Genomic DNA, 23,572 nt, shown 5'->3' with positions numbered 1-23,572 from the left:
GCGGTCATGGCCATCACCACTTTCGATGATGTCGAGGCCGAATTCGAAGCCTTCGACGATTGGGACGACCGCTATCGGTTGATCATCGCGCTGGGCCAGGCCCTGCCAGCGATGGATCCCGCCCTGAAAACCGACGCCAACAAGGTGCGCGGTTGTGCGTCACAAGTCTGGCTCCACCCCACGCGCGAGGGCGACGTGCTGCGCTTTGCCGCCGACAGCGATGCCGCCATCGTGAAGGGCCTTGTCGCGCTGGTGCTGATGCTGGCCGATGGCCGCCGCCCGGCCGCGATTGACGCCGCCGATATCAAGGCGCGGCTGGATGGCCTCGGCCTGTCGAAGCATCTCTCCTCCAACCGCACCCAGGGCCTCGCCTCCATGATCGGCCGCATCGATGCATTGGCGCGAGCCTCCTTGGGTTCAGCGGCATGAGCGAATTTGCCGATCAGGTGAGCCAGTTCATGGGGCCGTTCCTGGGCCGCGTGCCGCACAACAAGCAACTGGGCCTGCGCTTCATCGCCAACGGGAACAACTGGGTGGAGCTGCAACTGCCCTATGCGCCGCATCTGCTGGTCGATCCCGATCATGGCATCTGGGCGTCCGGGCCGATCATCACGCTGATGGATACCTGCGTCGGCATGGCCTCCATGCTCACCCGCGGCGCCTTTGAACCGCACGCCACGCTCGATCTGCGCACCGATTATGTGCGCAGCCCCAAGGCCGAAGCCACAGTGACGGCGCGCGGCGAATGTTACCGGATGACCCGCCAGATCGCCTTCGTGCGCGGCCTGGCCCATGATGGCGATCCGGCCGATCCGATCGCGCATGTGACGGGCACCTTCATGTTTTCCGCCTCCAAACTGGCCGGAGGCTGGCAATGACGTCGCCCGCGCTCGCCACCCTGCTGCGCCAGCCTACGGGGAGGCTCGATCTGCTGCCCTATGCCGCCCTGCTCGATCTGTCGTTCGAACGGGTGGGCGAGGAATTGCAGCTGGTGATGCCCTTTGCCGAATCCCTGATCGGCTCGCCCGGCCGCCTGCATGGCGGTTCCATCGGCGGCCTGTTGGAACTGGCGGGCCTGCTCACCGTGATCGCCGCCCAGCCGGAAGGCGAAGCCTTGCCCCGCGTGCGCCCGGTGACAGTAACGGTGGATTTCATGCGCGAAGGCGCGACTCAGGAAACCCGTGCGGCCGCCAGCATCACCAAGCTGGGCCGCCGCGTGGTCAATGTGCATGCGCAAGCCTGGCAGGGCAGCCGCGACAAGCCGATCGCGGCGGCGCACATCAATTTCGTGCTGGATTGGCCCGAGCGCTGATAAATCAGTAGAAGAAGGCCTCCGGCGGGCAGGGGCTGAGCCCCTGCACCCACTTTCATTTGGTCAGCGTTGGGGCTGGGCCAATGCCTTGACCGCCGCTGCGGTTGAATCGCTGAACAGGCCGTCGATGCCGGTGGCGAGATAGGTGCGGATTTCACTGTCCACATCGCCGGGCGCGCGCGGATCGCTGCCGGATTTCAGGCCTTCGGGCAGGAAGTAATTCTCCGGCCGGAAGGTCCACGGATGCACCTCCAGCCCTACTTCATGGGCATCACTCACCAGGCTGGTCGGCTGAGCCAAGCGGCCATCGGGCCCGCGCGGAATGATCATCACCCGTTCCGGCCCGATGCCCGCAGCATAAGCCGCCACCGTCTTCAGCCCTTCGGCACTGGCCAGCGTGGCATAATCATAGCCATCAGCCGATTTGCCGGTTGATCCCATCAGCTGGATCAACCGCACGCCCGTCTGGCCTTTCAACGCCTTGAGATTATCGACTTCAAAACTCTGGATGAACACCGGCGCATCGCGCGTCGTCCAGCCGGCCTTCGCCAGTTCGGCCAGCAACACGGGTTCCAGCGGCAGGCCAATCCCGCGGAAATAGCTGGGATGCTTGGTTTCGGGATAGATGCCGATGGTGCGCCCGGTGCGGGCCGAGGCCGATTTGGCCAGCGATATGATTTCGGCCAGTGTCGGGATTTCGAACTGGCCATCAAATTCCGCATTGGCCGGGCGCAGCTGCGGCAGGCGTTCCTTCGCGCGCAGCGTCTTCAGTTCGGCCAGGATGAAATCCTCGGTGAACCAGCCGGTCATCGCCTCGCCGTCGATGGTCTTCGTCGTCTTGCGGCCAGCGAATTCCGGGTGGGCCGCCACATCGGTAGTACCGCCGATCTCGTTCTCGTGCCGGGCCACCAGCTGATGGTCTTTCGTCGGTACCAGGTCGGGCTCGATGAAATCGGCGCCCTGTTCGATGGCGCGTTCATAGGCGGCCAGCGTGTGTTCCGGCCGTTCGGCGCTGGCACCGCGATGCGCGATGATGATCGGCGGGGCCGGCGGTCCGGCCGGCAGGGGCGCAGGTTTCAAGGGGGCAGCAGCCATCAGGAGCAACACCAGTGGAGCAAGGATCAGACGCATCATAACTAACGCCTAGCTGGCCAGCGTGACAGGAAAAAGGCATGCCCAAGCAGCGGCCAGATCAAGACTATCGCTTGTTGCTCCGCCTGCTTCCCGGCAAGCTCCGCTAATGCCGACTCCGCCCCTCCGGATGCCCTGGCGCCTGTTGGGTGCGGGGCTGCTGCTTGGCCTCACCGCCATGCCCTTGATCGGCCAAGCCCAGTCTTTGCCGCGCCCCGGCGTTGCGGGTTTCTCGCCGGAAGGGACGATGGCCGCGCCGCGCCAGATCGTCGTGCGTTTTGCAACCCCGATGGTGGCGTTGGGCGGCACTGCTTCCGCGCCCATCAGCGGCGCCTGCGCGGCGGGCGGCAAGGGCCAGTGGCTCGATCCGCAGCGTTTTGCCATCGATCTGCCGGCGGGCTTGCCGGGCGGGCGGGCGTGCAGTTTCGCGCTGGCGCCCGGCCTGAAGGATCTTGCCGGCCGCCCGCTGCCCAGTGCCGGGCCGTTCCGTTTCACCACGCCGGGGCCATCGCTGCGCGCCATCGCGCCAGACTATGAAGAATTGTCCGAAGACCAGATTTTCCTGATCGCCAGCGAAGCCCCGCCCACGCCCGCCAGCCTGGCCACCCATGCCGCCTGCCTGATCGAAGGCGTTGGCGAAAAAATCCCGCTCGACCCGCTGCCCGATGCAACGCGTGACGCCATCTTCAAGGGATCGCGCGGCAACTGGAATCTGAACTGGTTCCTGGAACAGGCCGGCTGGCGCCCCAGCGAAGACGGTGAGGCGCGCACCCGCGCCACGATCACCGCCCTTCACTGCCGCCGCCCACTGCCGCCCGGCGGCAAGGTGACGATCCTGTGGGGCAAGGGCGTTGCCGCCGCCAACGGGCTGACCGCCGGCAGTGATTGGCAGCGGCGCTTCACGGTGCGCCAGGCCTTTACCGCCCGCATCGAATGCACGCGGGTGAACGCCGGGGCCGCCTGCTCACCGCTCGATTCGATCCGGATCAGCTTCACCGCCCCGGTGCCGCGCGCGGCCGCCCTGCAGGCGCGGTTGGTCCAGGGCGGCCGCGCCATTGCGCCGGAAGAGCCGAAGGACCGCGCCAACACGCTGCAGGAAGTCCGCTTCAAGGGCCCGCTGCCAGCCCGGACGAGCTTCACCATTACCCTGCCCGCCGCGCTGGCCGATGACAGCGGGCGCAGATTGGCCAATGCCGAACGCTTCCCGCTGCCAATCGCCACCGCCGATTATCCGCCGCTGGCCAAATTTGCCGGCACCTTCGGCATCCTTGAAGCGGAAGAGGGCGGCGTTTTGCCCGTCACCCTGCGCGGCGTGGAAAGCCCGTTGCCGGCCAGCATGCTGGCCTTGCCGACCCGCAGCATCACCACCACCAACGACGCCGACATCGCCGGCTGGCTGCGCCAACTGGAACGGGCGGAAGAGCGCACATTCCGCAGCGAGCCGCTGAGTGATGGTGGCAACCGCAGCATCGAGACCACCCGCAGCCAGCCCCTGATCCCCGCCAGCCAGCTGGCCCGGCGTTTCACCGTGGCGCGCGCCAAGGATGGCGCCATGCAGGTGGTGGGCATCCCGCTGAAAACCCGTGGCTTCCATGTCGTCGAAATTGCTTCGCCGCTGCTGGGCAACGCACTGCTTGGGCCGGGCAACGTACGCCATGTCGCGACCGGTGCGCTGGTCACCAACATGGCGGTGCATTTCCAGTGGGGGGACGGGGCGAGCCTGGCCTGGGTGACGCGGCTGAGTGATGCAACGCCGGTGGCCGGTGCCGCCGTGCGCGTTTCCGATGGCTGTTCGGGCAAGTTGCTGTGGCAGGGCAAGAGTGACAGCCGGGGCCGTACCCCGGTCCCCGCCGGCCTGCCGCGCCCGAGTAGCTACACCGGCTGCGAACGCGGACAGTCGGCGCCGCTGCTCATCTCGGCGCGCACGGCGGATGATTACAGCTTTGCCCTGTCGAGCTGGGGGCGCGGCATTCAGGGTTATGACTTCAACCTGCCAACTGGCGACTGGCAGGGCGGCGCGCTGGCCCATGCCGTGCTGGATCGCACGCTGGCGCGGCCGGGTGAGCGCATCAACCTGAAATTGTTCGAACGGGTAAGCCGCGATACCGGCTTTGCCCGCGCGCCCGCCGGCCCGCGCACCCTTACCGCCCGCCATTGGGCCAGCGACACCGTGCTGCCCGTCACGCTGGACGCCAGCAGCGATCCGGTCGGCCATGTCGATCTGCCAGCAACCGCGCCGGCCGGCGATTGGGACCTGCGGCTGGCAGGCGACGAGGAACGCAGCGTTGGCCGCTTCCAGGTCGAGGATTTCCGCCTGCCGACCAGCCGCGCAGGCGTTAGCGGCCCGAAGGCGATCCCGGTTGCGCCGCGCAGCCTGCCTCTTGATCTGGCGCTGTCCTATCTGTCGGGCGGCGGTGCCGGCGGCACGCCGGTGACGCTGCGCACCCGCGTCGTACCGCGCAGCGTGGAGATGCCCGGCTATGACGGCTGGCGGTTCGATGCGGAACCCGTGAAGCCGGGCCTCGCCGCGCTGGATGGCGATGGCAATGAAGCCGGGGCGACCGCCAGCGCCCAGCGCGCCACCGAACAGCCGCTGACGCTGGGGCCGGCTGGCACGGCGCGGGTGACGGCGACCAGCTGGCCGGCCATCACTGCACCGTCCACGCTGGTGGCGGAAATGGATTATCCGGATGCCAATGGCGAAGTGGCGACCAAGGTCACCCGCCTGAAACTGGATCCAGCCGCCGTGCGCATCGGCATCGCCACGGATGGCTGGCTGAGCAAGGCCGATGATCTGCGGCTGAAACTGGTGGTGCTCGATCTAGCCGGCAAGCCGGTGCGCGGCCAGAAGATCAGCGTGCGCCTGTTCGCGCGCGAAATCCTCTCCACCCGCAAGCGGCTGGTTGGCGGCTTCTATGCCTATGACAATGCGCGTGAAACCCGCGAACTGAAGGCGACGTGCAGCGCCAGCAGCGATGATCGCGGCCGGGCGACGTGCGTGCTCGATGCCGGCGTGTCGGGCGAAGTGCTGGCGCTGGCCGAAACCACCGACAGCGCCGGCCGGACGGCACGCGCGACGCAAAGCCTGTGGCTGGCCGGCGATGATGATTGGTGGTTCGGCGGCGACAATGGCGACCGCATGGACCTGGTGCCGGAAGCGCCCGAAGTCGCCGCCAACGGCACCGCCCGCCTGCAGGTGCGCATGCCGTTCCGCTCCGCCACCGCGCTGGTGACCGTGCTGCGCGGCGGCGTGATGGAGAGTTTCGTCACCACGCTTTCCGGCAAGGACCCGGTGGTGGAAGTGAAGATGAAGGGCGAATATGCGCCCAATGTCTATGTCTCCGTGCTGGCCGTGCGTGGCCGCGTGGCAGGCTGGCGCCTGTGGCTGGCTGATCTGGCGCGGCGCTGGAACCTGCCGTGGTTGAGCCGCGAAGGCGCGTACCCCACAGCGCTCGTCGATCTCGCCAAGCCGAGTTACCGGCTCGGGCTGGCGCAGCTGAAAGTGGGCCACGATGCGCGGCGGCTGGCGGTGCAGGTGGTGCCCGAAAAGCAGACCCATGCGGTGAAGGAACAGGCCAGTGCGCTGGTGACCGTGAAGCCGCAGGCGGCCGGCACCCGCCTGCCTGCCGACGCCGAAATCGCCTTTGCCGCCGTCGATGAAGCCCTGCTGCAGCTGAAGGACAACGAAAGCTGGAAGCTGCTCGATGCGATGATGGCGCCGCGGCCGCTGGGTGTCGTGCTCGCCACCGCGCAGGGCCAGGTGGTGGGCAAGCGCCATTATGGCGCGAAGGCCGTGGCAGCTGGCGGTGGCGGCGGCGCGCTCGCCATGCAGCGCCGCGATTTCCAGCCGGTGATCGTCTGGGTGGGCCGCGTGAAGCTGGATGGCAATGGTCAGGCGCGGGTGCCGTTCCGCCTGAATGATAGCCTGTCGGGCTTCCGCCTTGTTGCCATCGCCAGCGCCGGCCCTGGCCTGTTCGGCACCGGCAGCGCCAGTATCCGCACGACGCAGGATCTGCAGATATTGCCCGGCATCCCGCCGCTGGTGCGCACCGGCGATGCCTATGTGGCGACGATGGTGGTGCGCAACACGACAGCGCGCAGCCTGCCCGTCACCATTACCGCCAGTGCCGACACGACCCGCTGGCCAGCGAAGCCCATCACCCTGGCCGCCGGTGCCGCGCAGACCATCGCCTTTGCCGCGACCGCGCCGGCCGCCGGCAAGCTGATGTGGAAGCTTGGCGCCAGCGGCGGCGGCGCGACCGATGCGGTGCAGGTGGAACAGATCGTCGAACCCGCCGTGCCGCCCGCTGTGATCACTGCCGCCCTCACCCGCGCTGGCTTCGCCGTAGCCGTGCCGGCCGGTGCACTGCCGGATTCGGCGTTCGTCACGGTGGCGCTGTCGCCATCGCTGGGCGGCAATCTTTCGGGAATGCGCGCTTATATGGCAGCCTATCCCTATGATTGCATTGAACAACGTCTGTCGAAGGCGGTGGCGCTGGGAGACCGCGCGATGTGGGATCGCGAGGTCGCCAGCCTTGCCACCTGGATGGATGATCGCGGCCTGTTGCGCTTCTTCCCCAATGCCGGGATGCGCGGCGATGTCGATCTCACCGCCTATGTGCTGCGCCTTTCCCGCCTGTCCGGCTGGCCGCTGCCGGCTGCCGAGCAGGCGCGAATGCTGGCCGGACTGCGCCCAGTCGCTGAAGGGCGCGTCGCCGGTGACCGACTGGCGGCGCTGGCCGCACTGGCCGGCGAAGGCGAAGCCGTGGGCCGCATGCTCGCCGGCTTCAACGCTATGCCCGATCAGTGGGGGCCGTCAGCGCTACTCGATTGGCGCGCCGTGCAGCTGGCCAGCGGCAATGGCCCGGCCGCAGCGCAAGTGCTGGCCCGGCTGCGCGCCCGGCTGGATGATCGCGGCACGGTGATGCGCTTCACCGGGCCGGCCGACGAATGGAGCCTGATGAGCGGACGCGACGCCGCCTTGGCGCGCCTGCTGCTGGTCGCCACCGCCGATCCGGCCTGGGCCGGCGACGCCCCGCGCCTCGCCCGCGCCCTGGTGCAGGGCCAGAGCCAAGGCCATTGGGATACGACGCCGGCCAATGCGCTGGGCCGGCTGGCACTGGCTGGCTTTGCGACGCGGTTCGAGCAGGACCAAGTCAGCGGCCGCACCAGTGTTGCGCTGGGCGCGGTGCGGCAGGTTGCCATGTGGCCCAATCCAGTCCCCATCCGATTGCCCGCCACCACGGCACCGCTCACCATCAGCCACGCCGGCAGCGGCCAGCCGTGGGCCATGGTGTCGATCAGTGCCGCGGTGCCTGCCAGCAAGCCCGTCGCCAACGGCCTCAGCCTGCGCCGCCAGATCGTTCCCGTCCGCCAGGCGGTTCCCGGCCGCTGGAGCCGGGGCGATGTGCTGGCGGTGCGCCTCACTATCCAGGCCCGCGCGCAAACAGCCTGGGTGGCGCTCACTGATCCGGTGCCGGCCGGCGCGACCATTCTGGGCGGCGGCCTTGGTGGCCGCTCTGAACTGCTGAACGAAGGCGAAGCCAGCGCCGGCCAGACGCCCGACTGGGTGGAGCGTCGCACCGGCCATTATCGTGCCTATTGGCAGCAACTGGGCGCTGCGCCGGTCACTGTCGAATATCGCATACGGTTGGGCAGCAGCGGCCGCTTCATCCTACCGCCCGCCCAGGCCGAGGCGATGTATGCGCCCGATATCAACGCTCTGATGCCCGGCGGTACACTGGTGGTTGCCGAACCGAAATGAGGCCCGGATTGCGGCGCGCCCGCGCCTTGCCCCTTGTACTGCTGGTACTGCTCGGCCTGTTGCTGTGGCGCACGCAGCCAGCGCATGTGCCCGCCTTTGCCGCACTGGCCAGCCAGCCTGGCAGCGAGGCGGTGCTGCTTGACCGGCAGGGCCGCGAACTCGCCCGCCGCCGCACCGATCCCGAAACGCGTCGGCTTGATTGGCTGAAGCTGTCCGCCATCAGCCCCGATCTCGTCCGCCGACTGGTGGCGGCGGAAGACCGGCGCTTCTGGCAGCATCACGGCGTGGACTGGCGGGCCGTGGCCGGCGCGGCGCGGGCGCGCGGCGCGCGCGGTGCCTCCACCATTTCGATGCAGGTCGCCGCGCTGATCGATCCCGCGCTCGGCCGCGCCGGGCAACGTGGGGCGCTGCAGAAACTCGCCCAGATGCGCGCCGCCCGTGCGCTGGAGGCGCGGTGGAGCAAGGCGCAGATATTGGAGGCCTGGCTCAATCTGCTGCCGCTGCGCGGGGACGTGGTCGGCATTGATGCCGCCGCACGCCTGCTCGCCGGGCGGCCGGCGGCGACGTTGGCACCCGCTGAGAATGCCGTGCTGGTGGCGCTCGCCCGCCGTCCGTCTGCCCCGGCAGACGCGGTGCTCAATCGCGCCTGCAGGGCCGCGCCCGATATTGATTGCACCGCCATCGCGCTGGCCACCGCTCGCCTGCTGGGGCCGCGCCAGCGCGTGGAGACGGGCGATCTGGCTCCGCATCTGGCCGATCGCCTGCTGCTGCCGGGCACGCGCGGCGTGGTTCGCAGCAGCATCGATGCCGATGTGCAGCGGTTGGTGCGCGCGGCACTCGATCGGCAACTGGCGGCGCTTGGCGCGCGCAACGTCCGCGATGCCGCCGCCCTGGTGGTGGATAATGAGACCGGGCGCATATTGGCCTGGGTGGGAAGCGCCGGCGCGGCCAGCCGGGCCGCGGCCGTCGATGGCGTCACCGCGCCGCGCCAGGCCGGATCGACGTTGAAGCCGCAGCTGTATGCGCTGGCGCTGGAACGCCGGCTGCTCACGGCCGCATCTTTGTTGGATGATTCCCCTGTCGATCTCGAAACCGCGACCGGGCTTTACATCCCGCAGAATTATGATCGCGGTTTCCGGGGGGCCGTGTCTGTGCGCACGGCGTTGGGCAACAGCCTGAATGTGCCGGCGGTGCGCGCGTTGCTGCTCACCGGGGTCGAGCCGTTCCGACAGCGCCTGCAGGATGTGGGCTATCGCGGCATCGACCGGCCAGGGGATTATTATGGCTTCTCCCTGGCGCTGGGTTCGGCCGAAGTGACGCTGCTCGAACAGGCCGCTGCCTTCCGCGCCCTAGCGCTGGACGGGCGCGGCGGGCCGCTGACACTCGATCCAGCGGCGCGGCCGGAAACCGCGCAGGTGATCGACCCTCAGGCTGCCGCCATCATCCGCGACCTGTTGGCCGACACCGCCGCCCGCAGCGCCAGCTTTGGTGAGGAATCGGGCCTGACCCTGCCGTTCCCGGCGGCGGTGAAGACCGGCACGTCCAAGGCCATGCGGGACAATTGGTGCATTGGCTTTTCGCGCCGCTTCACCGTTGCGGTGTGGGTAGGGAATTTCGAAGGCGATGCGATGATCGGCGTTTCCGGCACCAGCGGCGCGGCGCCGGCCTGGGCGGCGATCATGCTGGCGTTGCACGATGGCGCGCCGCCGGCCGGCTGGGCGCTGCCTGCGGGCATCGAACGCCGCCCGGTCCGCTTTCAGCCGGCCGTCGAACCGCCGCGCGATGAATTGTTCTTGCCCGGCACCTGGCAGCCGGTGTTTGCGCTCGCCACACCCGCCGAGCAGGCCCCGCGCCTGGTCGCGCCCAGTGACGGCAGCCTGATCGCGCTCGATCCTGATATCCCGCCGGCGCGGCAACTGCTGGTGATCCGCAGCCTTGGGGCACGACCGGGCCTGTTCATCGCCGTCGATGGCCGCCGCCTGCCCGACCTGCCGGCGCGCTGGGCACCGGTGCCAGGCCGGCACGAGATCAGCCTGACCGACGGGCGGACGACCTATGACCGGGTGCGGGTAACAGTGCGGTAGCGCCCAGCTTCGTCATCCCGGCGAACGCCGGTATCCATCGCCCCAACGTGTCGACTGCAACCAAGGTCGGGAGATGGGCCCCGGCTTTCGCCGGAGTGACGTCAATGGCTTAGCTCACGGGCACCAATGAATATCGATGTCCATGTCCAGTTCCGCCAGCAGCCGGCCAATCGGCAGCGTGCTCGACGCGCCTTGCTTCAGCGCCTGTTCCACGACCTTGCGCTTGGCCTTGCCCTGCAGCACCAAAGTGACGGTGCGGGCCGTAACCAATGTGGGGCCCGTAAGAGTCACGCGATTCACCGGGGCGTTGGTGGGCAGCGGATCGGGGCGCACGCCCAGCGCACGGCGGGCCTTGGGGCCAGCGATGGCGGCATCGAAATCTGGACCGGGGAAGATGGAGGCGGTGTGGCCGTCTTCACCCACGCCCAGCCAGGCCACGTCCAACGGCCAGTCGAGATCGGCGATGCGTTCATCGGCCGCGCGGCCGGCAGCGACCGGGTCCTTCTCGCCCGCCGTCAACGGCACCACGCGGGCTTTCTTGGGCAGGAACAGCCGTGCCAACGCGCCCGCATTGGACAGCGGATCGGTTACCGGCACCAGACGATCGTCTGTGGGCAGGATGGTCACATCGGCCCACTCGATCTTCATGTCGGCCAGCAGCTTCAGCGCCGGCAGCGGGGTGGCGCCGCCGGGAAAGGCGACCAGCGCCCGGCCGCGGGCTTCCAGCGCCTGGCCGATGATATAGGCGATGTCGCCAGCAACAGCCTCGGCCATCTCGTCGGCGTCGTCATATTCCCACCATTCGGCATCAATCACGCATCATTCTCCAGAAACGGGCACGGTGTAGTTGAGGCCGAGCCGGCCGCCGTCCGCATAGATGGTCTCGCCGGTAATGTAACTGGCGTCGTCGCTCAACAGGAAGGCGGCGATGGCGGCGATTTCTTCGGGCTCACCGGCGCGGCCCATCGGCGTGCGCGACATGATCTGGCGGCGCGCCTCCTCGCTGGCCATCACCGCCTGCTTGGCCAGATCGGTGAGGATGGTGCCCGGCCCGATGCCAACCACGCGGATATTGTGCGGCGCCAGCGCGATGGCGGTGTTGCGGGTGAGCTGGTTCAGCCCGCCCTTGGCGACGTTGTAGGCCAGCAGCGCCGGGATGGTGAGCAGCGCGTTGACGCTCGACATGTTGACGACCACGCCGCCGCCAGCCGCGATCAGGTGCGGCGCGGCCAGTTGCGTGGCGTGGAAGGCGGCGGTGAGATTGGTGGCGATCACCCGGTCGAACTGTTCCGGCGTTTCGGTGAGGATGTCGCCCTTCACCGCGATGCCGGCATTGTTGATCAGGCCATCAAGTCCGCCCCAGCGCTCGACGGTGGCGGTGATGGCGGCGGCGATCTGATCGCGGCTGGTCACGTCGCAATGGATGAAGGCGGCGGCGTCACCCAGTTCGGCGGCGCGATCCGCGCCTTCCGGCAGCACATCGGCGAGCATGACCCGCGCCCCTTCGGCGACCAGCCGCGTGGCGATGGCGAGGCCGATGCCGCGGGCGGCCCCGGTGACGAGATAGCGGCGGGCGGAAAGACGATGGCTCATGCTGGCGGCTTAGCGCAGCCAGCGGCGTGACGGCCAGCCCTATTCCGTCAGTTCGCTCCACACGCCTTTCAGCTTGTCGAAGAAGCCTTGGCTCTTCGGCGTGTTGCGACCGCCTTCGGTGCCTTCGATGGCACGGAATTCCTCCAGCAGTTCGCGCTGGCGAGCCGTGAGCTTGACCGGGGTTTCGACCTCGACCTGAATCACCAGATCGCCAAAGCCGCCGCCATTCAGGGACGGCATGCCCTTGCCGCGCACGCGGAACTGCTTGGCGGTCTGGGTGCCGGCCGGAATCTTGATGGTCGTCTGCTGCTTGTCGAGGCTGGGCACATCAATCTCGCCGCCCAACGCTGCCAGCGTGATCGACAATGGTGCGATGGCGTAAAGCGTGGTGCCGTCGCGCTTGAACACGTCGTGCGATTTCAGGTGCACGAAGATGTAGAGATCGCCCGCCGGGCCGCCACGCGTGCCGGCCTCGCCTTCGCCGGCAACGCGGATTCGGGTGCCGTCGTCCACGCCCTTGGGCACATTGACGTTGATGGTCTTCTGCTGCTCCACCCGGCCGGCACCGCCACAGCTGTCGCACGGATCGGCGATGATCTGGCCCTGGCCGTGGCAGGCCGGGCAGGTGCGTTCCACCATGAACAGGCCCTGGCGCATGCCAACCCGGCCACTGCCGCCGCAGGTGGTGCAGGCGCGGGCACTGGTGCCGGGCTTGGCACCGTTGCCGCCGCAGGGCTTGCAGGCGGCTGCCACATCAATGGTCAGCGTCGCCTGACGGCCATTATAGGCCTCCTCCAGCGTCATTTCGAGATCGTAGCGCAGATCGGAACCCCTTGTGGGGCCACCACGCCGGCCACGGCCACCGCCGCCGCCCATGAATTCGCCGAACACGCTTTCGAAGATATCGGCAAAGCCGCCGAAATCCTGGGCGCCGCCGCCACCGCCGCCGCCCTGCCGGAAGGCGGCATGGCCAAAGCGATCATAGGCCGCGCGCTTCTGCGGATCCTTCAGCACGTCATAGGCTTCGCTGATCGATTTGAACTTCTGCTCGGCGGCGGCATCGCCGGGGTTCTTGTCCGGATGCCATTTCATCGCCAGCCGGCGATAGGCGGATTTCAGCACCGATTCGTCGGCGCCGCGCTCCACCTCCAGCAGTTCATAAAAGTCGATCTCAGTGGCCATGGCTCAGTCGCCCCCAACACAAAAGCACGGGGTGCGCCTGCCTTGCGGCAAGCGCACCCCGGCGACTGACTTACTTCTTGTTTTCGTCCACATCGGTGAACTCGGCGTCCACCACGTCGTCGCTGGCCGGCTTGGCTTCGCTGCCGGAGGCGTCGGCCTTCTCCTGCTCGGCCTGATACACGGCCTCGCCCAGCTTCATGGCGACCTGGCCCAGCGCCTGCACCTTGGCGTTGATGGCATCGGCATCACCCGAATCGAGCACGGCCTTCACATCGGCAACGGCGGCTTCGATGCTGGCCTTCACGTCCGAGGCCAGCTTGTCACCATGGTCGGCCAACTGGCGTTCCGTCGAATGCACCAGGCTGTCGGCCTGGTTGCGGGCTTCGGCGGCAGCGCGGCGCTTCTTGTCTTCTTCGGCAAAGGCTTCGGCATCGCGCACCATTTTATCAATGTCGTCCTTGGAAAGGCCGCCCGACGGCTGGATGCGGATCTGCTGTTCCTTGCCGGTGCCCTTGTCCTTGGCGTTGACCGAGACGAGGCCGTTGGCGTCGATGTCGAAGGTCACCTCGATCTGCGGCACGCCGCGCGGGGCGGGCGGAATGCCGACCAGATCGAACTGGCCAAGGATCTTGTTGTCCGCCGCCATCTCGCGCTCACCCTGGAACACCCGGATGGTCACGGCCGACTGATTGTCGTCGGCGGTGGAATAGACTTGGCTCTTCTTGGTCGGGATCGTGGTGTTGCGATCGATCATGCGGGTGAACACGCCGCCCAGCGTTTCGATGCCCAGCGAAAGCGGGGTCACGTCGAGCAGCAGCACGTCCTTCACGTCGCCCTGCAGCACGCCGGCCTGGATGGCGGCGCCCATGGCCACCACTTCATCCGGGTTCACGCTGGTGTTGGGCTCCTTGCCGAACAATTCCTTCACGAACTGGCGCACACGCGGCATGCGGGTCATGCCGCCCACCAGGATCACTTCATCCAGATCGCTGGCCTTCACGCCGGCTTCCTTGATGGCATCCAGGCACGGCTTGCGGGTGCGCTCGATAAGGTCGAGCACCAGCTTTTCCAGATCGGTGCGGGTGAGGTTCTTGACGAGGTGCTTCGGCCCGTTCTGATCGGCGGTGATGAAGGGCAGGTTCACTTCGGTCGCAGCCGAAGACGACAGCTCGATCTTGGCCTTCTCCGCGGCTTCCTTCAGGCGCTGCAGGGCCAGCTTGTCCTTGGTCAGGTCGATGCCTTCGGCCTTCTTGAAGTCGGCCGACAGGAATTCGACCAGCTTGGCGTCAAAGTCTTCGCCGCCCAGGAAGGTGTCACCACTGGTGGACTTCACTTCAAACACGCCATCGCCCAGTTCGAGGATGGAGATATCGAAGGTGCCGCCGCCAAGGTCATAAACGGCAACGGTCTTGGCGTCGTTCTTCTTGTCGAGGCCATAGGCCAGTGCGGCGGCCGTCGGCTCGTTGATGATGCGCAGCACTTCGAGGCCGGCAATCTTGCCGGCATCCTTGGTGGCCTGGCGCTGGGCGTCGTTGAAATAGGCCGGCACGGTGATGACGGCCTGGGTCACGGTTTCGCCCAGATAGGCCTCGGCGGTTTCCTTCATCTTCTGCAGGATGAAGGCGGAAATCTGCGACGGGCTGTAATCCTGGCCACCGGCATTCACCCAGGCATCGCCATTGGGGCCACGCGCGATGGTGTAGGGCACCAGGCCGGAGTCCTTGGTGGTCAGCGGATCATCGAAGCGGCGGCCGATCAGGCGCTTCACCGCAAACACGGTGTTCGACGGGTTGGTGACGGCCTGGCGCTTGGCCGGCTGGCCAACAAGGCGCTCACCATCCTTGGTGAAGGCGACTTGCGACGGCGTGGTGCGCGCGCCTTCGGCATTTTCGATCACCTTCGGCGCAGAGCCTTCCATCACAGCCACGCAGCTGTTGGTGGTGCCCAAGTCGATCCCGATAACTTTCGCCATGGTCTGTCACTTCCTGTTCTATGGGCCCGAACTCCAAGCGCCCCATGAAGGCAGCGCGGCACGGTCCGTCCCCGGTTGATCCTGTTGGCCGGTGCCCCGGCCGATGAATGCTGTAGGGGCGATATAGGGAGCGATTCCGGGGCTGCAAGACGGGCACGATGCGATTAACTGCACAGGTGATGTCGAATCCCCACCCTGCGACCATCCGCGCGCTGACCAGCGCCGAGATCGAACTGGCAGCCAGCGTGTTCGGCACGGCGCTGGATACGGCTGCCGTCACCGTGCGCCGGGCCAAATTTTGGGCGCTGCACCCGTGGTGGGTGACGATGGCACCCGATGGCCATGTCTGGTGCCATCCCAATGGCTTCAACTGGTCAGCCGATTATGCCGCCGAGCCGGTTTCGAGCCAGGCGCATTTCATCCATGAGCTGGTGCATGTCTGGCAAGTGCAGACCGGCGGGCATCTGGCGCTGCGCCGGCCGCCCTTTGCGCGCTATGGCTATGCCATCACGACGGGCAAGCCGTTCCACCGATATGGAATCGAGCAACAAGCCTGCATTGTCGAACATGCCTTCCGGGCGCGGGCAAAAGGCGATGCCGCCACGCTGGCGCGGCTGGTGCCGATCCTGCCGTTTCCCGGTTGGGAATGATCCGCTTCAGGCGTAGCCGCGGTCGCGCTGGATGGTCAGATCGCACGGGCGGCACAGTACCCGCACATTGCCTTCCACATCGCCCTTCTCGGCGGCCAGACGATCGAGCACGGTGTCATGCTCCGGCAGCGGCTTGGCGCAGATGGCGCACTGGCCGTTCTGCGCCTTGGCCGTGCGCGCCTTCAGCGACTGGCGGGCATTGGGCCGGCCGCGCTCGTCATAGGTCAGTTCCTTGTAGATCTTGCGGTTGAGGGCAAAGCGCAGCCGCTCATCTTCCCCTGCCGCCTCATCAATGCGCGCCCTGAACTCGGCCAGCAGATTGCGGGCGACCACCAGTTCGGCTTCGTCCAGGGTGCGATTGATCGTCATGGTTTCGATACCTCGATGAGCAGCTTGCCAAAATTGCCGCCAGTGTAGAGCTCTTTCACGGCGCTTACGGCGTTTTCGAGGCCAGGGCGAATGTCCTGACGCGTTTTCAGTTGGCCGCCCAGCATCCAGCCAGCCAGCGCCATGCCGCTTTCGCCAAAACGCGGGGCAAAATCGGTGACGATGAAGCCGCGGATCGCCAGGCGCCGCATCAGGATCATCGTCCAGAAACCCGGCGGTTCGGTGGGCGTCACATCGTTGTAGCTGGAGATCATCCCGCACAGCGAAATGCGGCCAAACAGTTTCATGCGTTTCATCACTTCGACCATGATCGGCCCGCCGACCTGTTCGAAATTGATGTCGATGCCGCCGGGCGCCAGCCGATCAAGCGCAGCGCCAACATCCTCGTTCTTGTAATCGATGCAGGCATCGAAGCCGAGTTCGTTCACGACATAATCGCACTTGGCCTTGCCGCCGGCGATGCCGATGACGCGGCAGCCCTTGATCTTGCCGATCTGGCCGACGATCTGGCCAACACCGCCGGCCGCCGCCGAGACAACAAGGGTTTCGCCCGGCTTGGGCTGGCCGATATCCAGCAGGCCAAAGTACGCCGTGGGGCCAACGAGCGCCAAAGTGCCATAGGCTGCCGCCAGCGAAGTACCGGGCAACTGCGGCAGCGGCGACATGAAGCTGCCATCAGAGACGATATGATCGGCCCATTCACCGAGCCCGGCCATGATCTGGCCAACCTCGACACCGGCCTTGCGGCTGGCAATCACCCGCCCGCACACACCAGCGCGCATCGGCGCACCGATTTCGACCGGCGGCATATATTGCTCCTGATCGCTCATCCAGATGCGGTTGGTGGGATCGAGCGACATGTAGATGACGGCGAGCAGGAAATGGCCTTCGGCCAGTTCCGGCAGGGTTTCACTCACCAGTTCCAGGTCGCTGTCGGCGATATCGCCCACCGGCCGGTGCGCCAGCTTCCACACCTTGCGTTGCATCAGGTTTCTCCCCGTTTGATGTCGTCCAGAAAATCGCGCAGTGCAGCTGCCGCCACCGGTTCGGCCAGCGTCGGCGCATGGCCAACGCCCGGCACCGTCACCGCAGTCAGGCCAGCCAGCCGCGCCTGCATTTCGGCTTGGGTCGCGGCCGAAAACACATCCGAAAGACCGGCGCGCAACGACAACACCGGCAGGCCCTTGAGGCTGTCGAACGCGGCCCAATCGTCGGCGCCGGCATCACCATGCGGCAGCCGGAAGGGTTCGGCGATGCGCGGATCATAATCGAAGATGATGCGGCCCTGCGGTCCGACCCGGCACAGGCGCTTGGCAAAGGCCAGCCATTCGTGCAGCCCCCAATCGGGATGGACGGTGGCGTTGCGCACCCCCAGATCGCGGGCGGCATGCACCCACGTATCCCAATTGCCGCCGCGCCCGACATTGGCCTGCAGGCGCTTGAGGCCCGCCGGCTCGATGGCCGGGCCGATATCGTTCAGCACCACGCCGGCCATGCGGGCGCGGTGCGCGGTTGTCATCCGCAGGGCCAGCAGGCCGCCCATTGAGGCGCCGATCACCACGAAGCGACCCACCCCGGCCGCATCCAGCACCAGCGACAGATCGCGCAGATAGGTGAGCGGCACATAGGTGAGCGAATCGCGCGCCCAGCCCGATTCGCCGCGGCCGCGCAGATCGGGCGCAATCAGGCGCCAATCGGCTCCCAGCGATTCGGCCAGCGGGGCAAAATCGGCACCGTTGCGCGTCAGGCCGGCCAGGCACAGCAGCGCCGGGCGATCGGCCGGCACGCCGGGATCATGATGTTCGCGCCAGCACAGCCGCACGCTATCGCCTGTAAACGCATAGCCTTTCTGCCAGCCAGGGGCCGGTTCGGGCCGCGAGGCCGGAGCAGAGAGGGGGGCGACGGCCATGTTTTGACTCTGACTCAACTCTCTTGTTATAGGAAGCCATTACCGTGGGGGTAAGGAAGAACAGCAAAAGTGGCAACGCGCGCTCTCGATTCCCGCAGCTCCAATGCCGGCACGGCCCGCACTGGAAGCCGCGCCGCCCCCCGTGCCGCATCAGGCGCGGGCGACATGCGTGCCCGCCGGTATGACCCGACCGAAACGAAGGCACGGGTGCTGGCTGCGGCCCACATGCTGTTTTCGCGGCAGGGCTTTGCCAACACCGGCACCGCTGACATTGCCCGCGAAGCCGACGTTTCGGAAGGCTCCATCTTTTATCATTTCGGTTCCAAGAAGGCGTTGCTCCAGGAATTGGGCCGCCGCCATGGCGAAGCAATGATCGCCGCAATGGAAGAGGGCTACACCCTCGAAGATCTGGAGCCCGGCATCACCGTGCCGCGCGTGTTGCGTTTCGTGCGAGACAACATGATCTGGGAAGGCGCGGAAGCCGAATGCGCCGATTGCGGGCCAAAGGCAGCGATGGCCTCCAACCCCGACGCCGAACCCTTTTATCACGCCGCCAAGGCCGTCACGACCGACTGGATCAAGCGCCACATGCAGGCCGCCCTGGCCAAGCGCGGCGTGACCGGCGTGGAAATCGACATTGCCGCCAGCTTCACCCATCATGTGGTGGGCGATGCGATCGATCGCTGGCTGTGCGCTGCCACTCCGGAAGAGGCGGACCGCGTTGAACGCGAGACCGTGCGCTACATCCGCGCCGCCAGCGGATATCCTCTGGATTGACGCGCTGGCTGCGGCCATAGGTTCAGGCTCATGGCCGAATTCACCCCTGAAACCAGAATCCTCGAACTGGGTGCGGATTTTTTTGATCCGGTCGAGGCCGCGCCGTTTCCGCAGACCATCCTGCGCTTCCGCAACGACCGCGCCGCCGCGCAGGTGGGGCTGGCCGGGCTGAGTGACGATGCGTGGGTGCAGCATTTCGGCCGTTTCGTGCCGCTGCCGGGCAGCCTGACCGGGCCACTGGCGCTGCGCTATCACGGCCACCAGTTCCGCACCTACAACCCCGATCTCGGCGATGGCCGCGGGTTCCTGTTCGCGCAGTGTCGCGACGATCGCGGCCGGCTGATGGATCTGGGCACCAAGGGCAGCGGCACCACGCCGTGGAGCCGGATGGGCGATGGCCGCCTCACGCTGAAAGGTGCGGTGCGCGAGATCCTCGCCACCGAAATGCTGGAGGCGTTCGGCGTCGCCACCAGCCGCACATTCAGCGTGATCGAAACCGGCGAAAAACTGATCCGCAGTGACGAACCCTCGCCCACCCGCGCCGCCGTGCTGGTGCGCCTCAATCACAGCCACGTGCGCTATGGCAGTTTCCAGCGCCAGGCCTTCCACCAGAACCGCGACGGGCTGACGAAGCTGGTCGACTATTGCCTCACCCACCTCGCGCCCGAAGCCAGCGGCCCCACCCCGGTCGCAGCGCTGGTTGATCATGCAGTCAAGGGCGCGGCGCGGATGGCGGCGCAGTATATGGCCGCCGGCTTCGTCCACGGCGTGCTCAACACCGATAATATCAACATAACCGGCGAGAGCTTCGATTACGGCCCCTGGCGCTTTGCCCCGGCCTGGGATGCCGGCTTCACCGCCGCCTATTTCGATCATTCCGGCCTTTATGCCTTTGGCCGCCAGGCCGAAGCCCTGCAATGGAACCTGTATCAGCTGGGGAGCGCGTTGCGGCTGATCGCCGAGACCGATGAGCTGAAAGGCCCGCTCGAAACCTACCCGCTACGCTATCGCGCGGCGCTGTCAGACGCGGTGCTGGGCCGGCTGGGCGTCAAGCGGCTGGGGCCGAGCGAGGACGAAGTGCTGGTGGAAGCTATCCAGAAGGCACTGGTCACAACCCAGATGGACCCGGACCGCTTCTTCTTCGATTGGCGCGGCGGCGTGCGGCGCGGGGCTTCGGTCGCCGATCCACACTACAGCCACGACGGCTTCACCAATTTCCTGACGCTGATCCCAGATTTCGCAGTGGGCGCGCCGGCCCACGACTATTGGGCCGACGACGCGCCCTGCACCATGCTGATCGACGAGGTGGAAGCCCTGTGGGCACCCATCGCCGAGCGTGACGACTGGGCGCCGCTCCACGCCAAGATCACCGCGATCAGGCGCATGGGCGAGGCGCACGCGCAGGGTTAGCGCGCCAGCATCGGCCCCAGCGCCTTGCCGCCGAAGATGTGCACATGCAGATGCGGCACTTCCTGGTGGGCATTCACCCCGGCGTTGGCGAGCAGGCGATAGCCCGGCTCTTCCAGCCCCAGCAGCTTGGCAACTTCCCCCACCGCCCGCACGAAGCCGGCGATTTCCGCCTCGCTCGCGGTGGCCGAAAAATCCGCCCAGCTGCGATACGGCCCCTTTGGGATCACCAGCACATGGGTGGGCGCCTGCGGGTTGATGTCGTGAAAGGCCAGCGCGTGCGGCGTTTCGTGGACGCGCTTGCACGGGATCTCGCCGCGCAGAATGCGGGCGAAGATATTATTCTCGTCATAGGCACCAAGGGCGTCCACAGGCATGTTAAAGGCTCCCACGCAATTGCCGCCTGTTCGTATCACTGCTGCCGCAACCGGCAAGACCTGCCCGCAAGGATTACCCCCATGTCCGCCGACTCATCCGACGAAGATTATGTCTATGACGAGGTCAGCGGCGAATGGCTGCCCGCCGCCGAACTGCGGGCGCGCGCATCCGCTGCCGATCCCGACGTGGTTGAAGTGCGCGATTCCGTCGGCAATCTGCTGGCCGATGGCGATCAGGTGACGTTGATCAAGGATCTCGACGTGAAGGGCGCCGGCCAGACGCTGCGCCGCGGCACGCTGATCAAGTCGATCCGGCTGACCGGCGATCCCCAGGAAATCGACTGCAAGTTCGATGGCATCAAGGGCCTCGTGCTGCGCGCCGAGTTCGTCAAGAAGCGCTGATCAGAGATTTCTTGCGTCCGCAGCCCGGCGGGCTTATTCACCCCTTGCTCGCACCCGTCCTGGCGTGCGGCAGGCTTCACTTGCATCTCGCCGCGATCAGAGCCACGCGCTCGCCGCCGCGAAGCCGAAAGACCAACATGCACCTCCAAGAACTCAAGAAGACTCCGCCCGCCGAACTGGTGGCGATGGCCGAGGAAATGGGCGTCGAGAACGCCTCCACCCTGCGCAAGCAGGATATCATTTTCGGCATCCTGAAAGCCGCCGCCGAAGCCGGCACCGAAGTGATGGGCGCTGGCACCATCGAAGTGATGCCCGATGGCTTCGGCTTCATGCGCTCGGCCGATGCCAGCTATCTCGCCGGCCCCGACGACATCTATGTCAACCCGCAGATCGTGCGCCGTTATGGCCTGCGCACCGGTGACACGGTGGAAGGCGAGATCAGCTCGCCCAAGAACGGCGAACGCTATTTCGGCCTCAACAAGGTGACGGCGATCAATTTCGACGATCCCGAGGCCGTGCGCCACCGGGTCAATTTCGACAATCTCACCCCGCTGTACCCCGATGAGAAATTGAACCTCGAACTCGGCGATCCGACCTCCAAGGACAAGACCGGCCGGGTGATCGACATTGTCGCGCCACTGGGCAAGGGCCAGCGCTGCCTGATCGTCGCCCCGCCGCGCGTCGGCAAGACGATCATGATGCAGAATATCGCCAAGGCGATCAGCGCCAACCATCCGGAATGTTTCCTGATGGTGCTGCTGATCGACGAGCGCCCCGAAGAAGTCACCGACATGCAGCGCACGGTGAAGGGCGAGGTCATCTCCTCCACCTTCGACGAACCCGCCACCCGCCACGTGCAGGTTGCCGAAATGGCGATCGAGAAGGCCAAGCGCCTGGTGGAACACAAGCGCGACGTGGTGATCCTGCTCGACAACATCACCCGCCTGGGCCGCGCCTACAACACGGTCGTGCCGTCGTCCGGCAAGGTGCTGACCGGTGGTGTGGACGCCAACGCCCTGCAGCGCCCCAAGCGTTTCTTTGGCGCCGCGCGCAACATCGAGGAAGGCGGCAGCCTCACCATCATCTCCACCGCGCTGATCGACACCGGCAGCCGCATGGATGAAGTGATCTTCGAAGAGTTCAAGGGCACCGGCAACGCCGAAATCGTCCTTGACCGCAAGATCGCCGACAAGCGCGTCTTCCCGGCCATCGACATTGGCAAGAGCGGCACCCGCAAGGAAGAGCTGCTGGTGGACAAGGAGACGCTGTCCAAGATGTGGGTGCTGCGCCGCATCCTGATGCAGATGGGCTCGACCGATGCGATCGAGTTTTTGATGGACAAGATGAAGGATTCGGTGACGAACGCGGACTTCTTCAATGCGATGAATAAGTGAGGCGGCTGGAAATAGCAGAGCTATTTCCAGACCCGCCGAACGGTCGGCCAGCGAACCAAAAGGGCGGCCCCAACAGGCCGCCCTTTTTGATTCGTCTGACGGCGTGGCTCCGCCACGCTCTTCCTTCCACTTCCCTTGACGCCCAGAGCGGACTCGGCGACTCCGCCGCCGGCCGCGCTCCCACGGACAAGGTCAGCCAGTGATGGCCTTCCGCACCTCAGCCGACCCCCAATCCAGCGTCCCCGACACCCGCCAGATTTCCTTGCCTTCCTCATCATAGAGGATCGTCACCGGCAGCCCCTTGGCCTTGATCGCCTCGGCATAGCTGCCCGGCTGGTCCAGCCCGGTTTCGATATTCTTGAACTTGTCCTTGCCCCAGAATTTGTCGACCGCCTGCCAGCCTTCCATGTCTTCGGAAATCGGCAGCACCATCACCGGTACTTCGCCGGCCAGCTTGTCGAGCGCCGGCATCTCCGCAATGCACGGCGCGCACCAGGTCGCCCACAGATTGACCAGCATCTTCATGCCCTTGTGATCGGCCAGCTGCTGCTTGGTGCCGCCCTTCATTTCCCACGTCACCGCCGCCGGGCCGGGTTCGCCGGCGTGGCTGCGATCGATGGTGTTGATCGGCGCTTCGCCCGGCTTTGCAGCGGTGGCAGCGGGCTTTTCCGGTGCCGTGGGGGCCGCCTGGTTGCAGCCGGCCAGCGCCAGCGTGGTGAGCAGCAGCAGGGTCTTGCGCATGTCAAAGTCCTTCATTCGTTGTCGCCCCGATAAACAGCGCAGTGGCGACTGCCAACCCACTGTGGCACCAAGCCCCGCAAAGGGGACAAGACGATGACGGTTTCACGGCGCGACGCAATCAAACTGGCAGCATTGGGCGGCGCGGTCGCGGCTGGTTGCGGGGGCGGCAGCAATCCACTATCGGCCACCACCATGAGCAGCGACCCGACAACGCCAGCTGGCACCGCAAACAGCCTGTGGGGCGGCCGCTTCGGCGCCGGCCCTTCGGCGATCATGCAGGAAATCAACGCCTCCATCGGCGTGGACAAACGCCTGTGGCGCCAGGACATCCAGGGCAGCCGCGCCCACGTCGCCATGCTGGGCAAACAAGGCATCGTTTCGGCCGACGATGTTGCCGCCATCGACAAGGGGCTGCAGCAGATCGCTGCCGAATATGAAGCCGGCAAGCTGGTGGAGAATCTGGCGCTGGAGGATATCCACCTCCACGTCG

21 protein-coding genes are annotated in these 23,572 nt (G+C 66.5%); 11 read left to right on the top strand and 10 right to left on the bottom strand.

The annotated features are described in order from the left end of the window. Positions 1-6 precede the first annotated feature (6 nt). The 3 genes from RT662_RS05440 to RT662_RS05430 are packed head-to-tail and all read left to right on the top strand — an operon-like array spanning position 7 to position 1,312. On the top strand, positions 7-429 hold the full coding sequence (locus tag RT662_RS05440) for a SufE family protein (protein ID WP_313669691.1): 423 nt from the start codon (positions 7-9) through the stop codon (positions 427-429). Then, positions 426-878: a PaaI family thioesterase gene (locus tag RT662_RS05435; protein WP_313669690.1), complete on the top strand. Its 453-nt coding sequence runs from the start codon at positions 426-428 to the stop codon at positions 876-878. Before RT662_RS05440 ends, RT662_RS05435 begins: the two co-directional genes overlap by 4 nt. After that, positions 875-1,312 carry a PaaI family thioesterase gene (locus RT662_RS05430; protein ID WP_313669689.1) on the top strand — a complete coding sequence of 146 codons (438 nt, stop codon included), beginning with the start codon at positions 875-877 and terminating at the stop codon, positions 1,310-1,312. Before RT662_RS05435 ends, RT662_RS05430 begins: the two co-directional genes overlap by 4 nt. Positions 1,313-1,375: 63 nt before the next feature. Here RT662_RS05430 and RT662_RS05425 read toward each other — a convergent pair whose 3' ends face one another. Further along, a complete protein-coding gene (locus tag RT662_RS05425; protein ID WP_313669688.1) occupies positions 1,376-2,446 on the bottom strand; it encodes a glycerophosphodiester phosphodiesterase in 1,071 nt (356 codons plus the stop codon). Between the two features lie 127 nt (positions 2,447-2,573). Between RT662_RS05425 and RT662_RS05420 the strand changes: the two genes are divergently transcribed. Both RT662_RS05420 and pbpC read left to right on the top strand, forming a co-directional pair. After that, the gene (locus tag RT662_RS05420) at positions 2,574-8,207 is read left to right on the top strand and encodes an alpha-2-macroglobulin family protein (protein ID WP_313669687.1); all 5,634 of its coding nucleotides are present in this window, start codon (positions 2,574-2,576) and stop codon (positions 8,205-8,207) included. Next, positions 8,204-10,291: a penicillin-binding protein 1C gene (gene pbpC / locus RT662_RS05415; RefSeq protein WP_313669686.1), complete on the top strand. Its 2,088-nt coding sequence runs from the start codon at positions 8,204-8,206 to the stop codon at positions 10,289-10,291. Before RT662_RS05420 ends, pbpC begins: the two co-directional genes overlap by 4 nt. 114 nt (positions 10,292-10,405) lie before the next feature. On the opposite strand, the gene pgl is transcribed toward pbpC, so the two are convergent. From pgl to dnaK, 4 genes are all read right to left on the bottom strand, one after another. Beyond that, positions 10,406-11,107, bottom strand: a complete 702-nt coding sequence (gene pgl, locus RT662_RS05410; RefSeq protein ID WP_313669685.1) for a 6-phosphogluconolactonase — start codon at positions 11,105-11,107, stop codon at positions 10,406-10,408. 3 nt (positions 11,108-11,110) lie between these two features. Continuing rightward, entirely contained in the window at positions 11,111-11,884 is a 774-nt protein-coding gene (locus RT662_RS05405; protein WP_313669684.1) for an SDR family oxidoreductase, read from the bottom strand. Between the two features lie 39 nt (positions 11,885-11,923). Continuing rightward, the gene (gene dnaJ, locus RT662_RS05400; protein WP_313669683.1) at positions 11,924-13,066 is read right to left on the bottom strand and encodes a molecular chaperone DnaJ; all 1,143 of its coding nucleotides are present in this window, start codon (positions 13,064-13,066) and stop codon (positions 11,924-11,926) included. Between the two features lie 70 nt (positions 13,067-13,136). Next, on the bottom strand, positions 13,137-15,038 hold the full coding sequence (gene dnaK / locus RT662_RS05395; protein WP_313669682.1) for a molecular chaperone DnaK: 1,902 nt from the start codon (positions 15,036-15,038) through the stop codon (positions 13,137-13,139). A 179-nt stretch (positions 15,039-15,217) separates the two neighbouring features. Here dnaK and RT662_RS05390 point away from each other — a divergent pair, with 179 nt between their 5' ends. Next, positions 15,218-15,688 (top strand): vgr related protein, encoded by a 471-nt coding sequence (locus tag RT662_RS05390; RefSeq protein WP_313669681.1) that lies wholly within the window; start codon positions 15,218-15,220, stop codon positions 15,686-15,688. A 6-nt stretch (positions 15,689-15,694) separates the two neighbouring features. Here the strand turns inward: RT662_RS05390 and RT662_RS05385 are convergent, their stop codons facing one another. The 3 genes from RT662_RS05385 to RT662_RS05375 are packed head-to-tail and all read right to left on the bottom strand — an operon-like array spanning position 15,695 to position 17,984. Further along, positions 15,695-16,057: a hypothetical protein gene (locus RT662_RS05385; RefSeq protein ID WP_313669680.1), complete on the bottom strand. Its 363-nt coding sequence runs from the start codon at positions 16,055-16,057 to the stop codon at positions 15,695-15,697. Next, complete coding sequence (locus RT662_RS05380; protein ID WP_313669679.1) at positions 16,054-17,061, bottom strand: NADP-dependent oxidoreductase; 1,008 nt, start codon at positions 17,059-17,061, stop codon at positions 16,054-16,056. Before RT662_RS05380 ends, RT662_RS05385 begins: the two co-directional genes overlap by 4 nt. Next, positions 17,061-17,984 carry an alpha/beta hydrolase gene (locus tag RT662_RS05375; RefSeq protein WP_313669678.1) on the bottom strand — a complete coding sequence of 308 codons (924 nt, stop codon included), beginning with the start codon at positions 17,982-17,984 and terminating at the stop codon, positions 17,061-17,063. Before RT662_RS05375 ends, RT662_RS05380 begins: the two co-directional genes overlap by 1 nt. Positions 17,985-18,149: 165 nt before the next feature. On the opposite strand from RT662_RS05375, the gene RT662_RS05370 reads away from it, so the two are divergent. Together RT662_RS05370 and RT662_RS05365 are read left to right on the top strand one after the other, a co-directional pair. Next, positions 18,150-18,761, top strand: a complete 612-nt coding sequence (locus RT662_RS05370; RefSeq protein WP_313669677.1) for a TetR/AcrR family transcriptional regulator — start codon at positions 18,150-18,152, stop codon at positions 18,759-18,761. 30 nt (positions 18,762-18,791) lie between these two features. Continuing rightward, complete coding sequence (locus RT662_RS05365; protein WP_313669676.1) at positions 18,792-20,171, top strand: protein adenylyltransferase SelO family protein; 1,380 nt, start codon at positions 18,792-18,794, stop codon at positions 20,169-20,171. Here RT662_RS05365 and RT662_RS05360 read toward each other — a convergent pair. Further along, positions 20,168-20,545, bottom strand: coding sequence for a histidine triad nucleotide-binding protein (locus RT662_RS05360; protein ID WP_313669675.1), 378 nt, complete (start codon positions 20,543-20,545; stop codon positions 20,168-20,170). The two genes, RT662_RS05365 and RT662_RS05360, sit on opposite strands and share 4 nt — an antisense overlap. A gap of 81 nt (positions 20,546-20,626) precedes the next feature. On the opposite strand from RT662_RS05360, the gene RT662_RS05355 reads away from it, so the two are divergent. After that, on the top strand, positions 20,627-20,947 hold the full coding sequence (locus RT662_RS05355; RefSeq protein WP_313669674.1) for an alkylphosphonate utilization protein: 321 nt from the start codon (positions 20,627-20,629) through the stop codon (positions 20,945-20,947). A gap of 137 nt (positions 20,948-21,084) precedes the next feature. Further along, positions 21,085-22,341, top strand: coding sequence for a transcription termination factor Rho (rho, locus tag RT662_RS05350; RefSeq protein WP_273434825.1), 1,257 nt, complete (start codon positions 21,085-21,087; stop codon positions 22,339-22,341). A gap of 192 nt (positions 22,342-22,533) precedes the next feature. Here the strand turns inward: rho and RT662_RS05345 are convergent, their stop codons facing one another. Continuing rightward, a complete protein-coding gene (locus tag RT662_RS05345) occupies positions 22,534-23,082 on the bottom strand; it encodes a TlpA disulfide reductase family protein (protein ID WP_313669673.1) in 549 nt (182 codons plus the stop codon). Positions 23,083-23,175: 93 nt separating this feature from the next. Between RT662_RS05345 and RT662_RS05340 the strand changes: the two genes are divergently transcribed. Beyond that, positions 23,176-23,572, top strand: a 397-nt coding sequence (locus RT662_RS05340; protein ID WP_409530140.1) for a twin-arginine translocation signal domain-containing protein, incomplete at its 3' end; no start/stop codon positions are given.

This window comes from Sandarakinorhabdus sp. (assembly GCF_032115815.1).
In the GTDB taxonomy this organism is placed as follows: domain Bacteria; phylum Pseudomonadota; class Alphaproteobacteria; order Sphingomonadales; family Sphingomonadaceae; genus Sandarakinorhabdus.
The sequence above is the reverse complement of the archived record's forward strand: the minus strand, read 5'-3'. Positions and strand labels throughout refer to the sequence as shown.

Coding starts and splice junctions, on each gene's coding strand:
- RT662_RS05380 (WP_313669679.1), bottom strand. CDS start 17,061: ATGCAACGCAAGGTGTGGAAGCTGGCGCACCGGCCGGTGGGCGATATC.
- pbpC (WP_313669686.1), top strand. CDS start 8,204: ATGAGGCCCGGATTGCGGCGCGCCCGCGCCTTGCCCCTTGTACTGCTG.
- RT662_RS05430 (WP_313669689.1), top strand. CDS start 875: ATGACGTCGCCCGCGCTCGCCACCCTGCTGCGCCAGCCTACGGGGAGG.
- RT662_RS05375 (WP_313669678.1), bottom strand. CDS start 17,984: ATGGCCGTCGCCCCCCTCTCTGCTCCGGCCTCGCGGCCCGAACCGGCC.
- RT662_RS05405 (WP_313669684.1), bottom strand. CDS start 11,884: ATGAGCCATCGTCTTTCCGCCCGCCGCTATCTCGTCACCGGGGCCGCC.
- RT662_RS05355 (WP_313669674.1), top strand. CDS start 20,627: ATGTCCGCCGACTCATCCGACGAAGATTATGTCTATGACGAGGTCAGC.
- dnaK (WP_313669682.1), bottom strand. CDS start 15,038: ATGGCGAAAGTTATCGGGATCGACTTGGGCACCACCAACAGCTGCGTG.
- RT662_RS05420 (WP_313669687.1), top strand. CDS start 2,574: ATGCCCTGGCGCCTGTTGGGTGCGGGGCTGCTGCTTGGCCTCACCGCC.
- RT662_RS05425 (WP_313669688.1), bottom strand. CDS start 2,446: ATGATGCGTCTGATCCTTGCTCCACTGGTGTTGCTCCTGATGGCTGCT.
- RT662_RS05385 (WP_313669680.1), bottom strand. CDS start 16,057: ATGACGATCAATCGCACCCTGGACGAAGCCGAACTGGTGGTCGCCCGC.
- RT662_RS05440 (WP_313669691.1), top strand. CDS start 7: ATGGCCATCACCACTTTCGATGATGTCGAGGCCGAATTCGAAGCCTTC.
- RT662_RS05435 (WP_313669690.1), top strand. CDS start 426: ATGAGCGAATTTGCCGATCAGGTGAGCCAGTTCATGGGGCCGTTCCTG.
- RT662_RS05360 (WP_313669675.1), bottom strand. CDS start 20,545: ATGCCTGTGGACGCCCTTGGTGCCTATGACGAGAATAATATCTTCGCC.
- RT662_RS05365 (WP_313669676.1), top strand. CDS start 18,792: ATGGCCGAATTCACCCCTGAAACCAGAATCCTCGAACTGGGTGCGGAT.
- dnaJ (WP_313669683.1), bottom strand. CDS start 13,066: ATGGCCACTGAGATCGACTTTTATGAACTGCTGGAGGTGGAGCGCGGC.
- RT662_RS05390 (WP_313669681.1), top strand. CDS start 15,218: ATGTCGAATCCCCACCCTGCGACCATCCGCGCGCTGACCAGCGCCGAG.
- rho (WP_273434825.1), top strand. CDS start 21,085: ATGCACCTCCAAGAACTCAAGAAGACTCCGCCCGCCGAACTGGTGGCG.
- RT662_RS05370 (WP_313669677.1), top strand. CDS start 18,150: ATGCGTGCCCGCCGGTATGACCCGACCGAAACGAAGGCACGGGTGCTG.
- RT662_RS05345 (WP_313669673.1), bottom strand. CDS start 23,082: ATGCGCAAGACCCTGCTGCTGCTCACCACGCTGGCGCTGGCCGGCTGC.